Raw genomic sequence first — 15,913 nt, forward strand, 5'->3', positions numbered from 1 at the left:
GCGCGCCGGCGCCTGGAGGGGCTAGTCGATCATCCGGAAGACGTACCGGACATCGAACAGATTGTCGCCGCCGCCGTCCTCCGCGCGCACGACGAGCTCCTGCTTGCCCTGCCCGGCGACCCAGTCGGGCGTCGCGCCCGAGGGCGGGATCACGCGCCACTTCATCTGGCCGGGCGCGCCCTCGCCGCTCAGCTCGACGACGAAGCGGTGCATATCGATGTAATCGTCGCTGTTGTTCCTCGCGACGTCGACGAGGAGCTCGACGACCGGCAGGATGCTCGTCCCCACGGCCACCCACGGCGACGAGGCCATGCCCGCGGCCGCGATCGCCCCCTTGAGCACCTGCTGCCAGTTGTCCTTGAGCCACCCCTCGAGCCGGGCGCGCGAAGCGGCCTGGTCGCCGTGCGACTCCTTCCACACCTTCAGGAGGAACGCCAGCGTGCCGTTCGAGAAGGCGGCCCGGACCTTCGCCGTCGAGCCGTCCGACTCCCAGTGATGGTAGTCGATGACGAAGCGGGTCTTCTTGCCGCTCACGAAGACATCGTCGGGCAGGCCGAAGATGATCTGCGGATCGACCACGGTCCTCGCCTCTTTCTCCCGGAAGCTCACGCCGTCATCCGGCCCGCCGCGCGTGCTGAAGCCGAGCCGCGTGAAGCTCGAGGCCGGCTTGTCGGCGATCGGGACGAGCGGGTCGATGTTCGACAGGTGCCACGTCTGGTAGAGCTCGACGCTCGTGTTGAGCGGATCAAAGGGGTGATCCTGGACCCTGTGCGCCTTGATCCCGTGAATCGTGAAGTGCATGAACATGGTTTCTTCCTCCCTGGCGTGACCGGGTGCACTGCTGTTGCGGGTGCGGCCGCCCAGAACCGTCGATGCCCCCTCCCGCGGGCGCCGGGCGATCCCGCGCCGGCGTGACAGCCCGCAGAGGAGGGGGCGGCGACCTGTCCACCTCGCTCGGCGTGCTCAGCAGCTGGCGTGCCAGGCGTGGGCGCGGGCTCCGCGCGGCCGCCGCAGGCCAGCGCCCCGGGCGCGAGCCCCGCATTATGCCGTCGAGCCCCGGCGCGAGCGACGCCGCCGCCCAGCGCTCGAGGCGCCGTGGGGTGTCCACTGGAGTGGACAGCCGGTCCAATGCAGTGGACTGTCGCGTCGCGGCCATCGCTCCAGCGAGCGTGCGCCGGGCCTCGACGGAGAGGCCCCGCGCGCGCCGGCGGCGCTTCGCCGGCCGACCCGGAAGCCGGCGCGAACCCGCCGCCTCGTCACCGCGTCCGCAGGCGGCCGTCCCCTCCTGGTGCAGCGCTTGCTTCAAACGCTGGCGCCATCGTCCGCGCACGCCGGGACGGACCTGGGGTTCTTCCTGACACCGGCGAGCGGCTCACGAGAAGCCCGATGATCTCAATCACTCCACGGGACACGACGGAGGGGTCCTCTTCCCCCACGGCCCGACGCACAACTCCGAACGTTGGGAGGTGGGCTGTCCTGCGATCGCGGGTAGCCATCGCCGCGCTCACATCGAGCGCGCTGGCGTGGGGGGGCGCCTCGCTCGGGTGCCAGGCGCGGAGCGGCGGGCTCGACGCAGGGGAGTGCGACTGCCCGTGCTCGATCAGCGATCCCGTCACGCACTGCGTGCGCCTTCAGGGATGCGAATCCGACGCGGAGTGCCCCGCCGGCGCGATCTGCGTCGACGCGCATCCGGAGCCGCCCGTGCAGCTGAAAGGCCCTCTCGCGGCGTGCGTCGCAGCCGATCCCGATCAGCGCGCGCGGAGGTCGTGCCGCGTCGTGCAACCCAACGAGCGCTCCCTGATCCATGGATATGCCGTCCCCGAGTTCGCGCTCTCGCACGTGGAGGACACCCGCCCCGCCGCGTTCTCCTGGCGCGCGCCCGAGGGCGCCCGTGTGGTCGCCTGCGCGCTGTTCGGCTGCGCGCCCGAGGTCGTGCCGTCGGGCGAGGGCGTGAGCGGCGCCCCGCTGGGCGCCATCGCCAACTGGGAGCAATGCGCGCTCTCCGACGTCAGCATCTTCGACTCGCCGGACCAGATCTTCGTGGCGCGCGCGCAGCCGTCCAGGCTCGCCCGCTCCCGGGAGTCGTGCGCGCCGCCGGCTGGCCGGGAGAACGGCCTCGAGGCCACCCGGAGCCAGCAGCTGACGCTCCTCGGCGTCGGATGCTGGGCGTACGATGACGTCGGGATCATCGGCGCCACCCGGATCGCGCCCGTCCCTCCCGAGCATGCATCGGACTACCCGGACCTGATCTCCGCCTGCAGCGGAGGCGACCCGCGGCTATCGGACGGCTCGTCCTGCTATCTGCCCGGTCCGGGGCGATCGAGCTTTGGCGTGTGCCATGGAGGAGAGTGCGTCGCGCGCTGCGTGACGGCGCGGGACTGCTTCAACGGAACGCCGACGAAGTCGTGTCCGGAGCCGCTCGCGACGTGCATCCACACGAGCGATCGACAGTACCTCGGCGCCTGCGGCAGGACGTGCAGCCGAGCGGAGGGAGGCGAATGAACGCGCTCTTCTTCTTCCAGGGGAAACAAGCGGCCGCGGGGCAGTGGCTCGCCATCCAAGGCGCCGCATGGAAGCCGCAGATCAAGATCGTCGGCCTCGCCGAGGACACGGTGAGGGTGGACATCGAGTACCACGCCGCGCCTGTCGATGCCGACGCCGGGCACGTGGTCGATCGCTGCACGAAGGACCGGGGCTCGCTCGAGCGACCGAAGCACGACAAGGGCGAGGAGGGCGACGACGCGCTGCTCTGCTATAATTACAAGCCCCCGGCAGCTCCCCTCCGCGCTCTGAAGATAGCGCGGGTGACGCTCACGATCACCGCGCACCGCGGCAGCGGAGCGACGGAGCGCTCGCTGCATGAGCTGCACGTAGTCTCCACGACGTATCGATGGCTCGTTTACGTCGCCACGGCGCTCCTGTGCTTCGCATGCATCCGTTGGCGGCTGGAGCTGCTGCGGCCCCTGTCGCTCCCGGCCTTCGCCGACGCGGAGCCGTGGATCCTCGCCGTGATCAGCCTCCTCACGGGCGCCGGGGGGGTCCCGATCCTCGACCAGCTCGTGCGGGCGCTCGCCAAGCTGGTGGCCGCGGTGAAGCACGAGGACGGCGCGGGCTCTGCCGTGCCCCTGCTGCGCTTCCCCGTCCCCATGAACGCGGCCATCGCGCTCGTCGCCGCCGTCGGTCCGCCCGCTGCGATCACGCGGATCGACAACGCGACCGAGGCCGAAGCCAAGCTCGTGGACGGCGAGGTGAAGGGCCGCAAGCACGCGGTGCGCTTCGGCGGCCTGCTCGGCGTGGGCGAGCCCCCGAGGCTCGCCGACGGAACGGGCATGTTCTGCCTGAGCGATCCGCTGTGTCAGAGCGCGCCTGCGTGCCGCGAAGCCGACGCGGCTTGCAAGGCGGAGGGCGCATGGCGCGGCCTCCTCGGGCTCGACGCCCGGCGGGTCGGCGTTCGCTGCGAAGGAGCGTGGGGGCGGCGCGCGCCGGAGGGACAGGCGACGGGGGCGCCGCTCCCGCTGACGCTCGACGGCGCGTGCGCGCCGCGCGAGGATCAGCGCTTCGACTGGCGCACCCTCGATCCGCAGCGCGCCGTGGAGCTCATGCCCAAGCCGTTCCCGGGCATCGCCCAGTGGCGCCTCCGTGAGCGCGGTCAGGACGCGACGTTGACCTGCCATGCGGGCCTCAAGGCCAGCCTCGTCCTTCCACCGCCGGTGAGCATTCCAGGCGTGCGTCGGGTCGATCTCGCGTGCGACGACCGCGCGTTCGCGTCCAGATTCGAGAGCTCCGACGTGGACGACGTGCGGCTCTGCGTGCCGGAGGCGTGCAGAGAGCCGCTCGTCGTCGAGGTGGACGCGCTCGCGCGCCGCGCGTGGCCGCTGCCGTCGCAGGTGTTCCTGGACAAGCGGGTGAAGCTCCCCGGCGCGCTGCCCGTCACGTGCAGGGACGCCGGTTCGATCCCGGAGATCAACACGGCGCGCGCCGGGCTCCTGGGCCGCGGGATCCGCGAGCTCTCGACCGAGAGCCATGGAGTCCGTTGCCAGGCGACCGTCCCTGATGACCATCAGCCCCGGAGCGCGGGTGAGGGCTCGGAGCTCGGGCTCACCCTCTCCTGGGCCGGCGGAGGCGCGCGCGTCCGGGTCACGTCCGATCGGCCCGAGCCGGGGCTGCGCCTCACCCTCCCCGCTGGCACGGAGATCGTGGGGTTCAGGATCGATGACGTGTTGTCCGTGGACTGTCCCACGTCCGGCGGCACCGACGTCATGCTCGTGCTCCTGCGCGCCCGCTTCAAGGCGACCCGGTACGAGAAGGTATACGTCGCCGGCGCGCGCGCCGCGCTCATCGACGTCGGGGCCAAGACCACGCACGCATGGGCGTGTGTGCCAGCGGGGGAGCTCTCTTTCGCCGGCACCGGACGCGCCGCGCAGCGCGAGCATCCGCTGCGGGCCGATCTCGAGGCCGCGACCCTGATCGAGGAGGACCGGCCCGGCGGCCCTCGGCGCTGCTTCACGATGCCGGGGTGGTCGCCTGTCGACTGCGCCAGGTGCCCGCAGCCGGTGCCTATCCATGTTTCCTCTGACCACGCCTACGCGCGGGAGTGCGCTGGCGGCAGGTGCTTCGAATGCAGGTGATCCGACTTTGTCTGATCGTGTGCCGCTGCGCTGCGCTCGCGCTGCTCTTCGGGCTCGCGCTGGAGCGCTCCGCGAGCGCTCAGGACAACAAGGGCCCCGGTACGGGGTTTCGCATCGCGCTCAACCTCGAGGGAGACCCGGGAGACTTTCCGAGCCACGTGTGCGTCATCTCCGTCGCGCGAGAGGGCATCACCCTCGACAGGAACAGGGATTCGCAGATCTCGCTGAGCGTCCCGGAGCCGGAAATACGAAGTCGGACCGGCGAGCCGGACCAGCGCGGACCGAAGGGGGGCGAGGCGATCGGCGTCAGCTGCCTCGACGAGCGTGGGCCGTGCGAGCCGAAGATCAGCATCCCTCGCGACACCGACAACCACAGGCTGGTGTGCGCCAAGAACACGCGCGAGACGAAGCAGCCCTGGCGCGTGGCGGTGATCCACCTGCGCGAGGTGCGGTACGACGGCGGGACCGCCTCGGCGAACCTGAGCCCCATCGATCAACCGCGCCTCGACGGCAACGTCGTGACGCTGAGCGTCCGCTCGGTGATCTCGAAGGCGAAGACGATCGATCTGGTCGGCGCCGTCATCGGAGGCCACTACGCCGAGAGCAGCTATCGGCCGATGGAGACCGATTCGGCGAAGATCGCGCTCGGCGAGGCCGCGCCGAGCGTCAGGGGCATCATGCGCCTCCCGCTGATCCCGCGGTGCCGCACCCACGAAATCGTGCTGCCGCCGGGGACGCGCGAGGTGAGCGCCAGGGCGCACCTGGAGACCGGCCGCGAGCCGTTCTCCTGCGACGTCCATCTCGACACGTCGCGGCAGTTCAAGATGCGCATCCCCTACGTCGCGGAGCGGACCACGAAGCGCGTCGTGGTGGTCGCGAGCGACGACCGAGGGGCGACCAGCGCTCGCTACACGGGGACGTGGATCGACTTCGAGCCGCCGCCGGCCATCGAGCTCAAGCACACGATGGTCCGGTTCTCGTGGAAGCGCGACTGCCTCTACCCCAAGACCGTGAGCTGCCCCGCGGTCACGGTCGTCTCGACCGGGCTCGCCTGCAGGTCCGCTCCAAGCGGGAGCGCTCCTGACGTCTGCGACTACGTGTGCGGCTCCGTGGAGACAGGGAAGACACGCCGCGCGCAGCGGCCCGGCGCCGGAGGGCGGGCGGCCCGGTACGAACCGCAGTTCTCGATGCCGGCGCGCTTGCGCTTCGCTCGGCCGAAGAGCGATGAGGCCTGGGAAGACACGCTGGCCTACGGGAACCAGCTGCTCTCCGGCTTCGTCAGCGCGGCGGACCGCCGCGTGGATGTCAGCCTGCGTCGCTGGGGAACCAGCGAGGAGGTGAGTCGGCTGCTCCATCGACGCGCCGCTGGTATCGAGTGGCTCGTGGTGCGCGGGCCGACGGGGACCGAGCATTACGTCCGCCCCGAGCCCGACAGCGCCGCGCGGCTCTGGATCCCCGGCGTGAGCTGCGGAGACGTGTTCTCGTTTCGCATCGTCGGCGAGCGAGCCTACCACGACGACGAGGTCAAGGTGACGGAGGGGGTGATCGAGTTCCCGCACCCGGAGAGTCAGGAGATCATATTTCTGCGCGACATCGCGCTCGGAGGCATCGCCGACCTCGCGCGCCGCAACCCCGCGTTCCCGGCCGGCGACGAGTGGGAGCTCGATTGGTTCGGCTTCGTGCGCGGCGTCGTCGGGTTGCGCCCTCGCGGGACCGCGGTTCAGATCGAGCTGCGAGCGAGCTTCATGCTCGGGAGCCACCTCTATTATCCCCTGCGTGCTCCAGGCGAGCTCGCCGCCGCGCCGCACAGCGAGGACGTGCTCTTCTCGCGCTCCATGCTGGAAGCCGGGGTCTTCTGGATCGCGTGGCCCAAGGTCCACCTCGGCGGGTCGGCGGGGCTCGCGGTGAGCGCGCCGATCTGGAGCGATGACTTCCGGCGCGCCGGAGCTCCACAGCCGGCGCTCACGTGGGGGCTCGCCGGCCGGTATCTCTTCACACGACGGACGTCGGTCGAGCTCGGCCAGCGCTTCATCTATCGAGATCTGAATTATACCTTTTCCACCGATTTCAGGGGCGCTCCGACCTGGAGCACGACCGCGAGCTTGCCCGTGCAGCTGGAGCTCGGCCTGAGGATCGCGTTATGAGTTCGAGCAGGTGGCGCGTCGCTGTCACGATCTTCCTGCCGCTCGCGCTCGCGGCGACCGCGCTGGGCTGCCCCGGCGGCGGCGCTCTGCCGGAGGAAGACGAGCCCGCGGCCGGGTCGAGCGGAGGCGTCGCGGACACATCCTGCGAATCGTCTCCGGACGGCATCTGCGATCGGCTCGCCGGCGAGACCTGCGCGTGCAGGGACTGCGCCGTGACGGCGTGGTGCACGCCGTTCCAGTGCAGCGACGATCTCGTCTGCGGGCTGGAGGACGCGTGCACGTGCGCGGATTGTCATCAGCACGTCGACTGCTCCGATCCGAGCCGATCGAACTGCACGGACGATGGCGTCTGCGATGCGTTCCTCGAGGGTTGCCGGTGCGAGGACTGCAAGGCTCGGCCGGAGTGCGAAGACGCATTCTCCGGCTGCGGGCAGCCGACAGACGGGATCTGCGGCGACGACGATCGGTGCGGCTGCATCGAGTGCCTGGGCTCGCCGAGATGCTCTCGATGCTCCTCGGTGTCGTACTGTACGGTGAGCGATCCGTGTTACTGCGACAAGTGCCTTGACGACCCTGTCTGCAGCGACCCGCAGCAGTGCGACGACGATGGCCTCTGCGTGGTCTCCCGGGAGGGCTGCGGCTGCGCCGATTGCGCTTCGCTCCCGGAGTGCGCAGCGGTCACCGGCCTGACGGGCGCTGGCGGGGGCGGCGGCGGAGCAGGCGGCGGCGGCGGCGAGAAGGGAGCCGGCGGCAGCGAGAAGGGAGCCGGCGGCAGTGGGGCCGGAGCCGACGGCAGCGGCGAGGCGGGGGGCCGCGGCGGCTGAGTCGCGGCGGAGCGCAGAAGGGCCCTTCGGGTACGTGAACGCCGCTCAGCGGGGACCGCGCGGTGCGAGCGTCCCGGCGTCTCCGCACAGGCCGCTGAGGAGCGCTACCCGCCCTGGTTGTCTCGCACGATCTCGTCCAGCAGCCCCCGGTCCTCCTGCCGCCCGCTCTTCCCGAGATCCTCGAGCACGGCCGACATCAACGTGCCCACGTTCGCCCACGCCGTGGTCTTGCCCTGGTACATGACGTCATCGACATGGTCCCACTTCTTGTGGAGCGCGACGACCTGCCACCTGTCATCGAACACAGGCGAGCCGGAGGAGCCAGCCATCGTGTCGGTGAAGTACCAGAGATCCGTGCCCCGGACGCGGGTCACGAGGTTGTTGCGGCACGCGACGCGCTTCGGCGCGCCCTCCGGGTGCTGGATGATGTTCACCGCCGGGTACTGGCCAGGATCCGCCGGGAGCACGAACGGCGCCCGCGAGACCCGCAACGGCCTGCGGTCGACCGGCGCCTCGAGGCGGAGGATCGCATAATCGAGCGGGCCCGTGGACGGCGAGAACGCCTCCAGCCTGGCGACCCTCGCCGCCGAAGGGACCGCATCTCGCTCGTCGTAGTCGAACTCCGCCACGACGCTCCTGGCCTGGAGCTCGAGATCTCCGATCGACGCGGGCGGCTCTTCGGCCAAGCGCGCGAGGATCACGTGGTGATTCGTGATGAGCAGGCTCCGCGTGAGCAACCAGCCCGTGCCACGGTAGCGGCGCGGCTCCCCCGCCGCGTCGAGCGCCGGCTGGCCGCCCTCGTACCGCGTGACCACGACCCGCGCCACCGCCCGCCCGGCCTCCACGCCGCCCCGGAGGAACGCGAACGGGAGCATGTCGTCCTGGTGGACGATGCGCTCCTCCTTGCCCGGCAGCGCGTCGCGGAACCCGGGCGCCGGCGCCGCGCCGGCCGCGCGCGCGCTGACGTCCGCGAGCGCTCGATGCAGGACCGCCGCCGCCTTCGGATGCGCGACCGCGAGCGAGGCCGCATTCTGGAGCCACACGGAGAACGGCACCGAGCCGTCGGTGAGCCGCTCGACCGCATTGAGCTTCTGCAAGGTCGTGAGGAGGCGAGCGTTGGCCTGGCCGCCGTCGGGCAAGCTGCTGGCGAACGCCGGCAACAGGCCCTCGAGCAGCGAATCGAGCACGCTCGATCGGACCATCCCAGCGTCCGTGAGCGCCGCGAAGAGCTCGTGAATGCGGGGCTGCGGGAGGTAGTGAAAGGTCATCGTTCCTGGCTCACCTTCGGGCATCGTTCGCGCGCATCACCGCGCCTGCAAGGCAGCGCCCTGCCGCTGCGCTGGACATGAACCGCTCCCCCAGACGCCGCGTCACGCCGGGCCCTCCCCGGCGCCCACGATCGAGAACGCTCCCCAGCTCGTGGCCTGCGGGAAGCCCTTCCGCGTGCTCGCGTAGGCCCGACGCGCGGCCTCCATCACCGTGAGGCCGCGGTCCAGCCCGTCGTGCAGCGCGCGCATCCACGCGGCCGCGGCGTCGGCCGGCACCTCCCAGGGCGTCGAGATCACCGCGCGGGCCCCGGCGAACAGGAACGCTCGATCGAGCGCGGGGACCCCGGAGGCGGACGGGTGCACCTGGAGGCCGCTCATGCACGCGGAGAGCACCACGAGCGGCGACGCGAGCGACAGCTGGCTCGCCGCGCCGGGGCTCAGCACCTCGCCGCCGCTCAGGACGAGCCCCGTGCCGGCCGCGTCGAGCCAGCTCGCCCGCCCGTGCGACGAGACGTGGATGCGCCGCGCGCGCGCCATGGCCGCAGAGACGGCGGGCACCGTCGCGTCCTGGTCCCACAGCAGGCGCTCGGCCGCGAGCGCGCGCAGCTCCGCCTCGCTGCCCACCGGGACCACCTCGCCGATCGCGGTCCGCGACGTGTCCGCCGTCACCGGGACCCCGACGACGAGGCGATCCCCCCCGGCGTTCGGCTGCTGGCCGAACAGCGCGCCCAGCGCCCGCAGCGAGGGCGCGTAGAGGAGCGGATTGCGGAGCGAAAGGGGCTCGCCCGCCACCGGCAGCAGGTGCAGCCCCGCGGCGCGCTGGTTCGCCGACACGGCCAGGACGAGCGGACGATCGCGCTGGGTCTCGCGGCCGAGCCACTCGGCGAGCGACCGGGCCGGCCCCTCCGGCGCGCCTCCGCTGGACACCAGCTCCAGCGCGCGGCTCAGCCCCATGCCGCTCGCCGCCGCGGGAAACGCGCGCGTGCGGAGGCCGCCCCTGCGCGACCACACGAAGCCCTGGACCGAGCCCGGGATCCCCACGTCCGCGAGCATGACCACGGCCGCCTCGCCCCCGAGCTTCTGCGCGATCCGGTCGAGCTCGAGCGGGGGCGGCGCGAGCGGGCGCCCGCTCCCGCCCTCCTGCTCGTCGCGCAGCCAGCGCAGCTCGTCCACGCGATCCAGCGCCGTGAGGGCGTCGCGAGCCTCCAGCGCCACGCGCGCCCGCCCCCCGTAGCCCTCGGCGAGCGCGCTCATGGTCGCCCGGTGCCGATCGCGGCGCTGCCCCTCGCCGAGCCGCGCGCGGAGCACGCCGATCGCCCGCTCGTAGGCGGCGGCGGCCTCGCCGCGCTTGCCCTCGGCGGCGAGCACCTGCGCCTCCAGGATCTGCGCGCGGTAGGGCTGGCTCCGGGCGATCGCCGACGAGAACGGATCCGCGCGCCAGGCCTCGAGGACCCTGCGCGCCTCGCGCGCGCTCCGGAGGCGCTCGCACGCGCCGATGTACCGCTCCCGCCTGGAGGCGAGATCCTGCCGGTGCAGCATCGCGTCGAGGTAACGCCCCACCAGCGGCCCCTGCCCCGCCGTCGCGGCGGCGAGCGCCTGCTCGCGCTCGCGCAGCTGCGCCTCGAGGACGGCCGGATCCGCCGGGTACCCCTGGGCCGCGGCGATGAGCTCGCGCAGCTCGCGATCGCCCCGCGCCGCCGCGATCGCCGCCGGCGCGTCCCCCTGGGCCACGTAGGAGAAGATCCGCAGCGTCACCCGGAGGCGATCGACGAGCGCGCTGGAAGCGCCGCCCACGCCGAGCAGGCCGCCGGCGGCGGCCTGCTCCGAGAACACCTGGAGCCGCTCCTCGACCTCGCTCCACGGCGCGCCCAGCTGCGCCATCGCTGCAGCCTCCTGGGAAGCCAGCCCCGCCCGCACGGAGCTGATCGACAGGATCGATTGATCCACGAGGCTCGCGGCGGCCCCGCCCTTGAGCTTCTGCGCGGCGCCGTACCGCTGATAGCCCTGGACGGCAGCGTCGAGCGCGCGGTGGCTCCGCGGCGCGAGACGGAGCTGCTCCTGCGGGAGCGACAGCGCGTCCACGAGATCCACCGAGGTCGTGGCGAGGCGGACCGCCTGATCGAGGTAGCCGTGCTCGATGGCCAGATCGGTCGCCTTCTCCGTGAGCGCGACGCCGTCCGCGTAGCGCTGGCCGAGGTGGAACACCTGCTCCGCGAGCGCCGCCATCGCCCCGAGCACCGCGACGCTCCGGCCGAACGCGCCGGCGCGCTCGGTCAGCTCGAGCCCGCGCTGGAACTCGGTCATCGCCGGCCCTACCCGGCCGTCGACGAGGTGCGCGGCGGCGGACAGCACGGCGGCGCCGGCCGCCGTCGCGGGCGCGCCCGGCCCGCGCAGGCGCGCCTCGGCGCGGTCGATGCGCGCGCGCGCGTCGGCCGTGCGGCCTTCGTCGAGATCGAGGAACGCGAGGGTGAGGGCGCGCTGCGGCTCGAGCAGCGTGCCGGCGCCGAAGGCCGCGTCGTCGGCGAGCAGCGCGCGCGCCGCGGCGATCTCCTCGGCGCTCGGCGCCCGCTCCAGCGGCGGGGGCAAGCCCTCCGTGTACCAGGTGATCCTGTCGGGGGGACCGCCGAGCACGTGGACGTCGGCGCTCATCACCCCTCCGTTGGGCGCGAGCAGCCACTCGGCACGGAGCAGCGCCGCCGCCGCCCGCAGCCTGCCCTCCGTTTCGGGCGGCGGCTCGGCCGGGTTCAGCGACCAGCGCAGCACGCGCACCACGGGATCGTCCCCGACCACGTCGAGCTGCCTCGCGGCCTCCGCGTCGAAGCGGTCCGCGTCGCCCGGCGTGATGAAGTAGTGCAGCGAGCGGAAGCCGGCGCGGATGAAGCGGACCCTCGAGGCCGCATGCCAGGCCCACGCGGCGCGGCGCAGCGGGGCGGGGACGCGGGGCAGGGCCGCGCGGGCGCCTTTGCCGAGCCCCTCGACGTCGACGTCGAGCCCTTTGCTCCGCAGCGCGTCGAGGTGCACCGCCCGCTCGAAGGTCGTGTGCTGCTCGGTGATCACGAGCGCGCGCAGCACCGCCGTCGCCGCGGCGCACCCGGCGTCCCCGCACCGGGAGGCGGCCCTCTCCACGGCGGCCCGCGCGGCGGAGAGCGACCCGCCGAGCAGCTCGAGCTGCGCCGTGGCCAGCCCGCTGCGCCATCCCGCGGGCTCGGCCCGGCCGAGCGCCTCGGACGCGCTCTTCGCGGCCGGCAGGTCGGCGAGGGGCAGCTCGGGCACGAAGCCGTCGCCGATCGCCGTCCAGAAGCTCTCCCAGGCGCGCCCGGCGTCGGCCGCGGGCGCTGTGGACGCCGCGGGCGCTGCGGGCGCGGCGGGCTGCGGTGCCGAACATGCGCCGAGCGCGCCGGCCATGAGCAGGCCGGCGAGCGCCTTCGCGGGAGGCGCCCGGTTCATGGCGCGACCTGCACCCGCACGCCCGAGAGCGAGCGCTGCCACGGCTCGGGCAGCCCCTCGGGCACCGCCGCCTCCGCCGCCCTGCGCGCGCGGCAGAGCTCCCCCGCCGCGAGCAGCCGAGCGGCCTGCTCGAGCGGCGTCAGCGAGGCCAGCTCCGCCTCCAGCGCCTGCTGCTCGCGCGCGCGCTCCGCCGCCGGAGCGCGCCGCAGCGCGGTCGTCACGACCGCGCGCACCGGGCGCCCGGGCTGACGGAGCGCGGCGTCCGCGGGCAGCGACAGGTAGGCCGGCTGTCCTTCGGGGCGGGAATCGAGGACCAGCAGCTCGAGGACCACGATCGGCGCGTCGCCGAGCCCGAGCGACTCCAGATCGACGGCCGGCTGATCCAGGAGGCGGGGCGCGCCGATCAGGGCCCCGCTCAAGGATCGAGCGCGCAGCGCCAGCGGCCGGCTCGTGGGGCTCTCCCACCGGACCGTGCCCTTCCACTCCGTCACGACGAGCGACGCCGGCGCGACGAGCCTCGGCTGCGGCGGCGCCGGCGCCGCCGCGACCGCGGCGCCGGGCTTCTTGTCGGACTTCATCACCCCCGATTGGCGCACGCCGCCGAAGAGCAGCTGGAACATCTGCTGCATGGCGCGCACGGCCGAAGGCGCAGCCGGCGGAGCGGGCCGCGGGGGGATGCGCACCGCCTTGCCCGGGCCGAGGCGCAGGAGCTCGCCACCCCAGCTGGTGACCAGCGCGTCGCCTTGGACGACCTCCACCTTGTCGTCGACCTTGAGCTTGATCCCGCCCCCCACCGTGCTGCAGTCGACCGGAACGCCGTTGACGGTCACCTGTTGCTGGCAGCGCCACAGGCGCGGCTCGCTGACCTCAGCGGCGGCCGAGCCGGCCGTGAGGAACGACAGCAGCATCACCACCGCGCCCATCCCCCGATACATCATCGTCACCGCCCTTCAGCCGCTGCATCGCCGCGCTCGCCGCGGCCACGACGAGGAGAGGCCAGACGGGAACAGTGTAACCTGCGCTCGTCGTCACGACTACAGCGGCGACGCCGATGCCCACGAGGATCGCCGCCGAGAGGCGCTTGGCCTTGCGCGCGCGGGCGGCGAGCGCGCCGACGCCCGCCGCGAGCCACGGCCACGCGGGCAGCGCCCAGCGCAGGCCCCCGCCCGCCGCGCACGCGGCCACCATCGCGTGCGCGCGCGAGGTGGTGATCGACTCCCGGCCGAGCGGCGGGACATAGAGGTGCACGCGCCCCTGCTCCTGCTGCTGCCGCCACTCGGCGATCGAGCCGCCGAGGACGACGTACGCCTCCCGGAGGCGCGCGTCGCCGTCCGCCGCGATCAGGCCCGCGTCGACGGACTGCACCGTATTGCCGCACTGCCCCTCGTTCAGCGGGAGCACGGCCTCGGTCGCGAAGGCGGGCGGCTCCGCCGCGACGAGCTGGAGGGAGAGCGGCGCCGGGTCGCTCGTCGGCACGCCCGTGAGCGTCTGCCCCAGCAGGATCGAGCCGAGGAGGAGCGCGTGCTCGCCGACCGCGCCGCCGGCCGCGTCGACGAGCGCGCGCGCGGCGCCCTGCGGGACGATGACGCGCACCGCCCGATCGCGCGCCCGGGCGATGGCCCGGGACAGGGCATCGATCTCCTCCTGGCGCCGCCCGTCGGATCCGAGCTCGATGGCCAGCGCGACGGCGCGCGGGCTGCCGGCCGAGAGCCGGTCGAGCACCTCGGCCACGCGCTCGAGGGGAACCGGGTAGTCCGAGAACTTCGGTTGATTGGGCTGCGCCGGCCACCGAGCCTCGGTGTCCGCGGTGATCTCGATGTCGATCACGGGCCGGGGCGGGGCCCTGGCGACCCGGCCGCCGATACCGGCGACGAGGGCGAGGATCGCCAGCGCTGCGGGCGCGTGTCGCTCGAAGCGGCGGCGCTTCGGGGGCTCGGCGGGGCCGGTCGTGTCCGGGGCGACCGGGAGGTGCGGGGCGACCGGAATGTCCGGTGCGTCGGTGTCCCCTGGCGGACGGGGAAGGAACGCAGCCTGATTGCAGCGCTCGATAGCGCCTGCGAGGATCGCCTGCGCCTGCGGGATCGCCAGCGTGAGCATGAGGGCGTTGCTCAGATAGATGGCGAGGGGGTAGTCGCCGTCCTTGTTCCCGTTCTTCTGCCGCCCCTGGGTGTTGAGCGCCTGCAGATCCATGAGCAGCTGCGCAATGGGCTCATTGGATCGCGTCAGCGCGTTGACGATCTCGGCATTGATGCCGCTGCACAGGGCATCGCGGTCGATGCGGCCGGCCGATACAAGCGCGGTATGGACGGCCTTGATCTGCTCGATCTCGAGGATTCCCATGCTCGCGGTGCCTGACAGAAGCTGTGGCGCGCCATGATCGTCTCGAAGCGGCACGGGGGCAAGGAGCAAGGATCGTCGCCTCGGCGGGTACGGTGACCTCGATATGGCCGGCGGCGCGACGCTACGGCCGGCGGTGCGACCGGCGACCGTGGACCCGCCGGCGATGTGCGGCGGCGTTTGCGATGCGCGCGGCTATCCGGCGGGCGGCGCCGCCCCCGGCTGCGCCTGGGGCCCCGGACCGGGCGGTACGGCGGCGGGCGCGGCGCCGGCAGACGGCGCGGGCGCTGTGCCCGCGTCGGGGCCGGTCGGCGCGGCGGCCTCCTCGGCATCGTCGGGCTCGGGCCCGTCATCGCTCGCCCCCGTCGCGCGGCCGCCGCGGCTCTTGTAGATCGACGGCGCGATCGTCTCGGCGTCTCCCTCGTTCCAGCGCAGGTAAGCGACGGCGCGGCGGGTCTGGTCATAGGCGTGCGCGAGCAGCGCGAACGCGCGCGCCCGCTTGTCCGCGGCCTCGGTCGGCCCGGGCCCCTTGCCGTGCTCCCGCACGCCGAGCGCGGCGAGGAGCTGCGGCCCGATCTCGCCGGCGCGCTTCACCTCCTCCTCGGTCGCCGCCGTCTTGCCGGAGATCTCGGGCCAGCTCCCGCTGAACAGCGCCGAGAGCGCGACGAGGTCGTTCGCCGTATCGATGTGCCCCTGCCCTGCGCGGATCTCCGCGACCGCGTCCGCGTCGAGCAGGCCGCGGCGGGCGAGCGCCTCGGCGTCGCCCAGCAGGTTCTCGCGCAGCGGGGCCGCCTCGGCGAGGAGCGGCTTCAGCGCGCTCTCGGCGGCTCCGGTGGACAGCCACAGGAGGTGCGCATACCAGGCGGCGAGCGCGTAGGTCTCGAGCCGGTCGAGCAGCGCGATATCGTGCTTGTGCAGCGCTTCCGCGATGGCGGGGCGCAGCGCGAGGAGGCCAGGCAGCACGCCGAGCACCTGCGAGACGGCGCGGGGGATATCGAGCTTGATGGCGATGAGCTGCTCCGGGCTCAGCGCCTCGATCTCGGGGAGCGCCCTGTCGTACGCGGCCGCCGCCTGCGGCGGGGCCGCGGGCTTCCTGGGAGCGGGCTTCTTCTTGGTCACCGGAGTGGAACTTTTGGTCATGAGGGGAACACCTCTCGTTGATGTCCCTCGCCGGACGGCGGAGGGACACGAACGCCATGCTCCCTGCCCCCCGGCGCTGGACGTGCTGTGAGCGTCCGGTGCGTACCGGACGTGCCGGCCAGGGG

The 15,913-nt window shown here is 73.2% G+C and carries 10 protein-coding genes; 4 read left to right on the forward strand and 6 right to left on the reverse strand.

Going from position 1 to position 15,913, the window contains the following annotated elements:
• Positions 1–21: 21 nt before the first annotated feature.
• Entirely contained in the window at positions 22–807 is a 786-nt protein-coding gene (locus tag NQZ70_RS27570; protein ID WP_129576867.1) for a hypothetical protein, read from the reverse strand.
• Positions 808–1,776: 969 nt separating this feature from the next.
• Between NQZ70_RS27570 and NQZ70_RS27575 the strand changes: the two genes are divergently transcribed.
• The 4 genes from NQZ70_RS27575 to NQZ70_RS27590 are packed head-to-tail and all read left to right on the forward strand — an operon-like array spanning position 1,777 to position 7,596.
• Complete coding sequence (locus NQZ70_RS27575) at positions 1,777–2,502, forward strand: hypothetical protein (RefSeq protein WP_129576868.1); 726 nt, start codon at positions 1,777–1,779, stop codon at positions 2,500–2,502.
• Positions 2,499–4,628 (forward strand): hypothetical protein, encoded by a 2,130-nt coding sequence (locus NQZ70_RS27580; protein WP_129576869.1) that lies wholly within the window; start codon positions 2,499–2,501, stop codon positions 4,626–4,628. Before NQZ70_RS27575 ends, NQZ70_RS27580 begins: the two co-directional genes overlap by 4 nt.
• Positions 4,619–6,772: a hypothetical protein gene (locus NQZ70_RS27585; protein ID WP_129576870.1), complete on the forward strand. Its 2,154-nt coding sequence runs from the start codon at positions 4,619–4,621 to the stop codon at positions 6,770–6,772. The genes NQZ70_RS27580 and NQZ70_RS27585 overlap by 10 nt, the downstream gene beginning before the upstream one ends.
• Complete coding sequence (locus tag NQZ70_RS27590) at positions 6,769–7,596, forward strand: hypothetical protein (protein WP_129576871.1); 828 nt, start codon at positions 6,769–6,771, stop codon at positions 7,594–7,596. Before NQZ70_RS27585 ends, NQZ70_RS27590 begins: the two co-directional genes overlap by 4 nt.
• A gap of 104 nt (positions 7,597–7,700) precedes the next feature.
• Here NQZ70_RS27590 and NQZ70_RS27595 read toward each other — a convergent pair whose 3' ends face one another.
• The 5 genes from NQZ70_RS27595 to NQZ70_RS27615 all read right to left on the reverse strand — a co-directional run bounded on the left by NQZ70_RS27595 (position 7,701) and on the right by NQZ70_RS27615 (position 15,788).
• Positions 7,701–8,864 (reverse strand): trypsin-like peptidase domain-containing protein, encoded by a 1,164-nt coding sequence (locus NQZ70_RS27595; RefSeq protein WP_165374194.1) that lies wholly within the window; start codon positions 8,862–8,864, stop codon positions 7,701–7,703.
• 102 nt (positions 8,865–8,966) lie between these two features.
• Positions 8,967–12,311, reverse strand: coding sequence for a CHAT domain-containing protein (locus tag NQZ70_RS27600; protein WP_129576873.1), 3,345 nt, complete (start codon positions 12,309–12,311; stop codon positions 8,967–8,969).
• Positions 12,308–13,234 (reverse strand): hypothetical protein, encoded by a 927-nt coding sequence (locus tag NQZ70_RS27605; RefSeq protein WP_207217492.1) that lies wholly within the window; start codon positions 13,232–13,234, stop codon positions 12,308–12,310. The genes NQZ70_RS27600 and NQZ70_RS27605 overlap by 4 nt, the downstream gene beginning before the upstream one ends.
• The gene (locus tag NQZ70_RS27610; protein WP_129576875.1) at positions 13,179–14,651 is read right to left on the reverse strand and encodes a hypothetical protein; all 1,473 of its coding nucleotides are present in this window, start codon (positions 14,649–14,651) and stop codon (positions 13,179–13,181) included. The genes NQZ70_RS27605 and NQZ70_RS27610 overlap by 56 nt, the downstream gene beginning before the upstream one ends.
• Before the next feature lie 192 nt (positions 14,652–14,843).
• Entirely contained in the window at positions 14,844–15,788 is a 945-nt protein-coding gene (locus tag NQZ70_RS27615) for a hypothetical protein (protein WP_129576876.1), read from the reverse strand.
• Between the last annotated feature and the right edge of the window lie 125 nt (positions 15,789–15,913).

The sequence above is a fragment of the Sorangium sp. So ce836 genome (assembly GCF_028553905.1).
GTDB lineage: Bacteria > Myxococcota_A > Polyangia > Polyangiales > Polyangiaceae > Sorangium > Sorangium cellulosum_D.

Excerpts from the sequence above, each read along its gene's own strand:
- NQZ70_RS27570 (WP_129576867.1), bottom strand. The coding sequence starts at position 807 with ATGTTCATGCACTTCACGATTCACGGGATCAAGGCGCACAGGGTCCAG.
- NQZ70_RS27580 (WP_129576869.1), top strand. The coding sequence starts at position 2,499 with ATGAACGCGCTCTTCTTCTTCCAGGGGAAACAAGCGGCCGCGGGGCAG.
- NQZ70_RS27585 (WP_129576870.1), top strand. The coding sequence starts at position 4,619 with ATGCAGGTGATCCGACTTTGTCTGATCGTGTGCCGCTGCGCTGCGCTC.
- NQZ70_RS27590 (WP_129576871.1), top strand. The coding sequence starts at position 6,769 with ATGAGTTCGAGCAGGTGGCGCGTCGCTGTCACGATCTTCCTGCCGCTC.
- NQZ70_RS27595 (WP_165374194.1), bottom strand. The coding sequence starts at position 8,864 with ATGACCTTTCACTACCTCCCGCAGCCCCGCATTCACGAGCTCTTCGCG.
- NQZ70_RS27600 (WP_129576873.1), bottom strand. The coding sequence starts at position 12,311 with ATGAACCGGGCGCCTCCCGCGAAGGCGCTCGCCGGCCTGCTCATGGCC.
- NQZ70_RS27605 (WP_207217492.1), bottom strand. The coding sequence starts at position 13,234 with ATGGGCGCGGTGGTGATGCTGCTGTCGTTCCTCACGGCCGGCTCGGCC.
- NQZ70_RS27610 (WP_129576875.1), bottom strand. The coding sequence starts at position 14,651 with ATGGGAATCCTCGAGATCGAGCAGATCAAGGCCGTCCATACCGCGCTT.
- NQZ70_RS27615 (WP_129576876.1), bottom strand. The coding sequence starts at position 15,788 with ATGACCAAAAGTTCCACTCCGGTGACCAAGAAGAAGCCCGCTCCCAGG.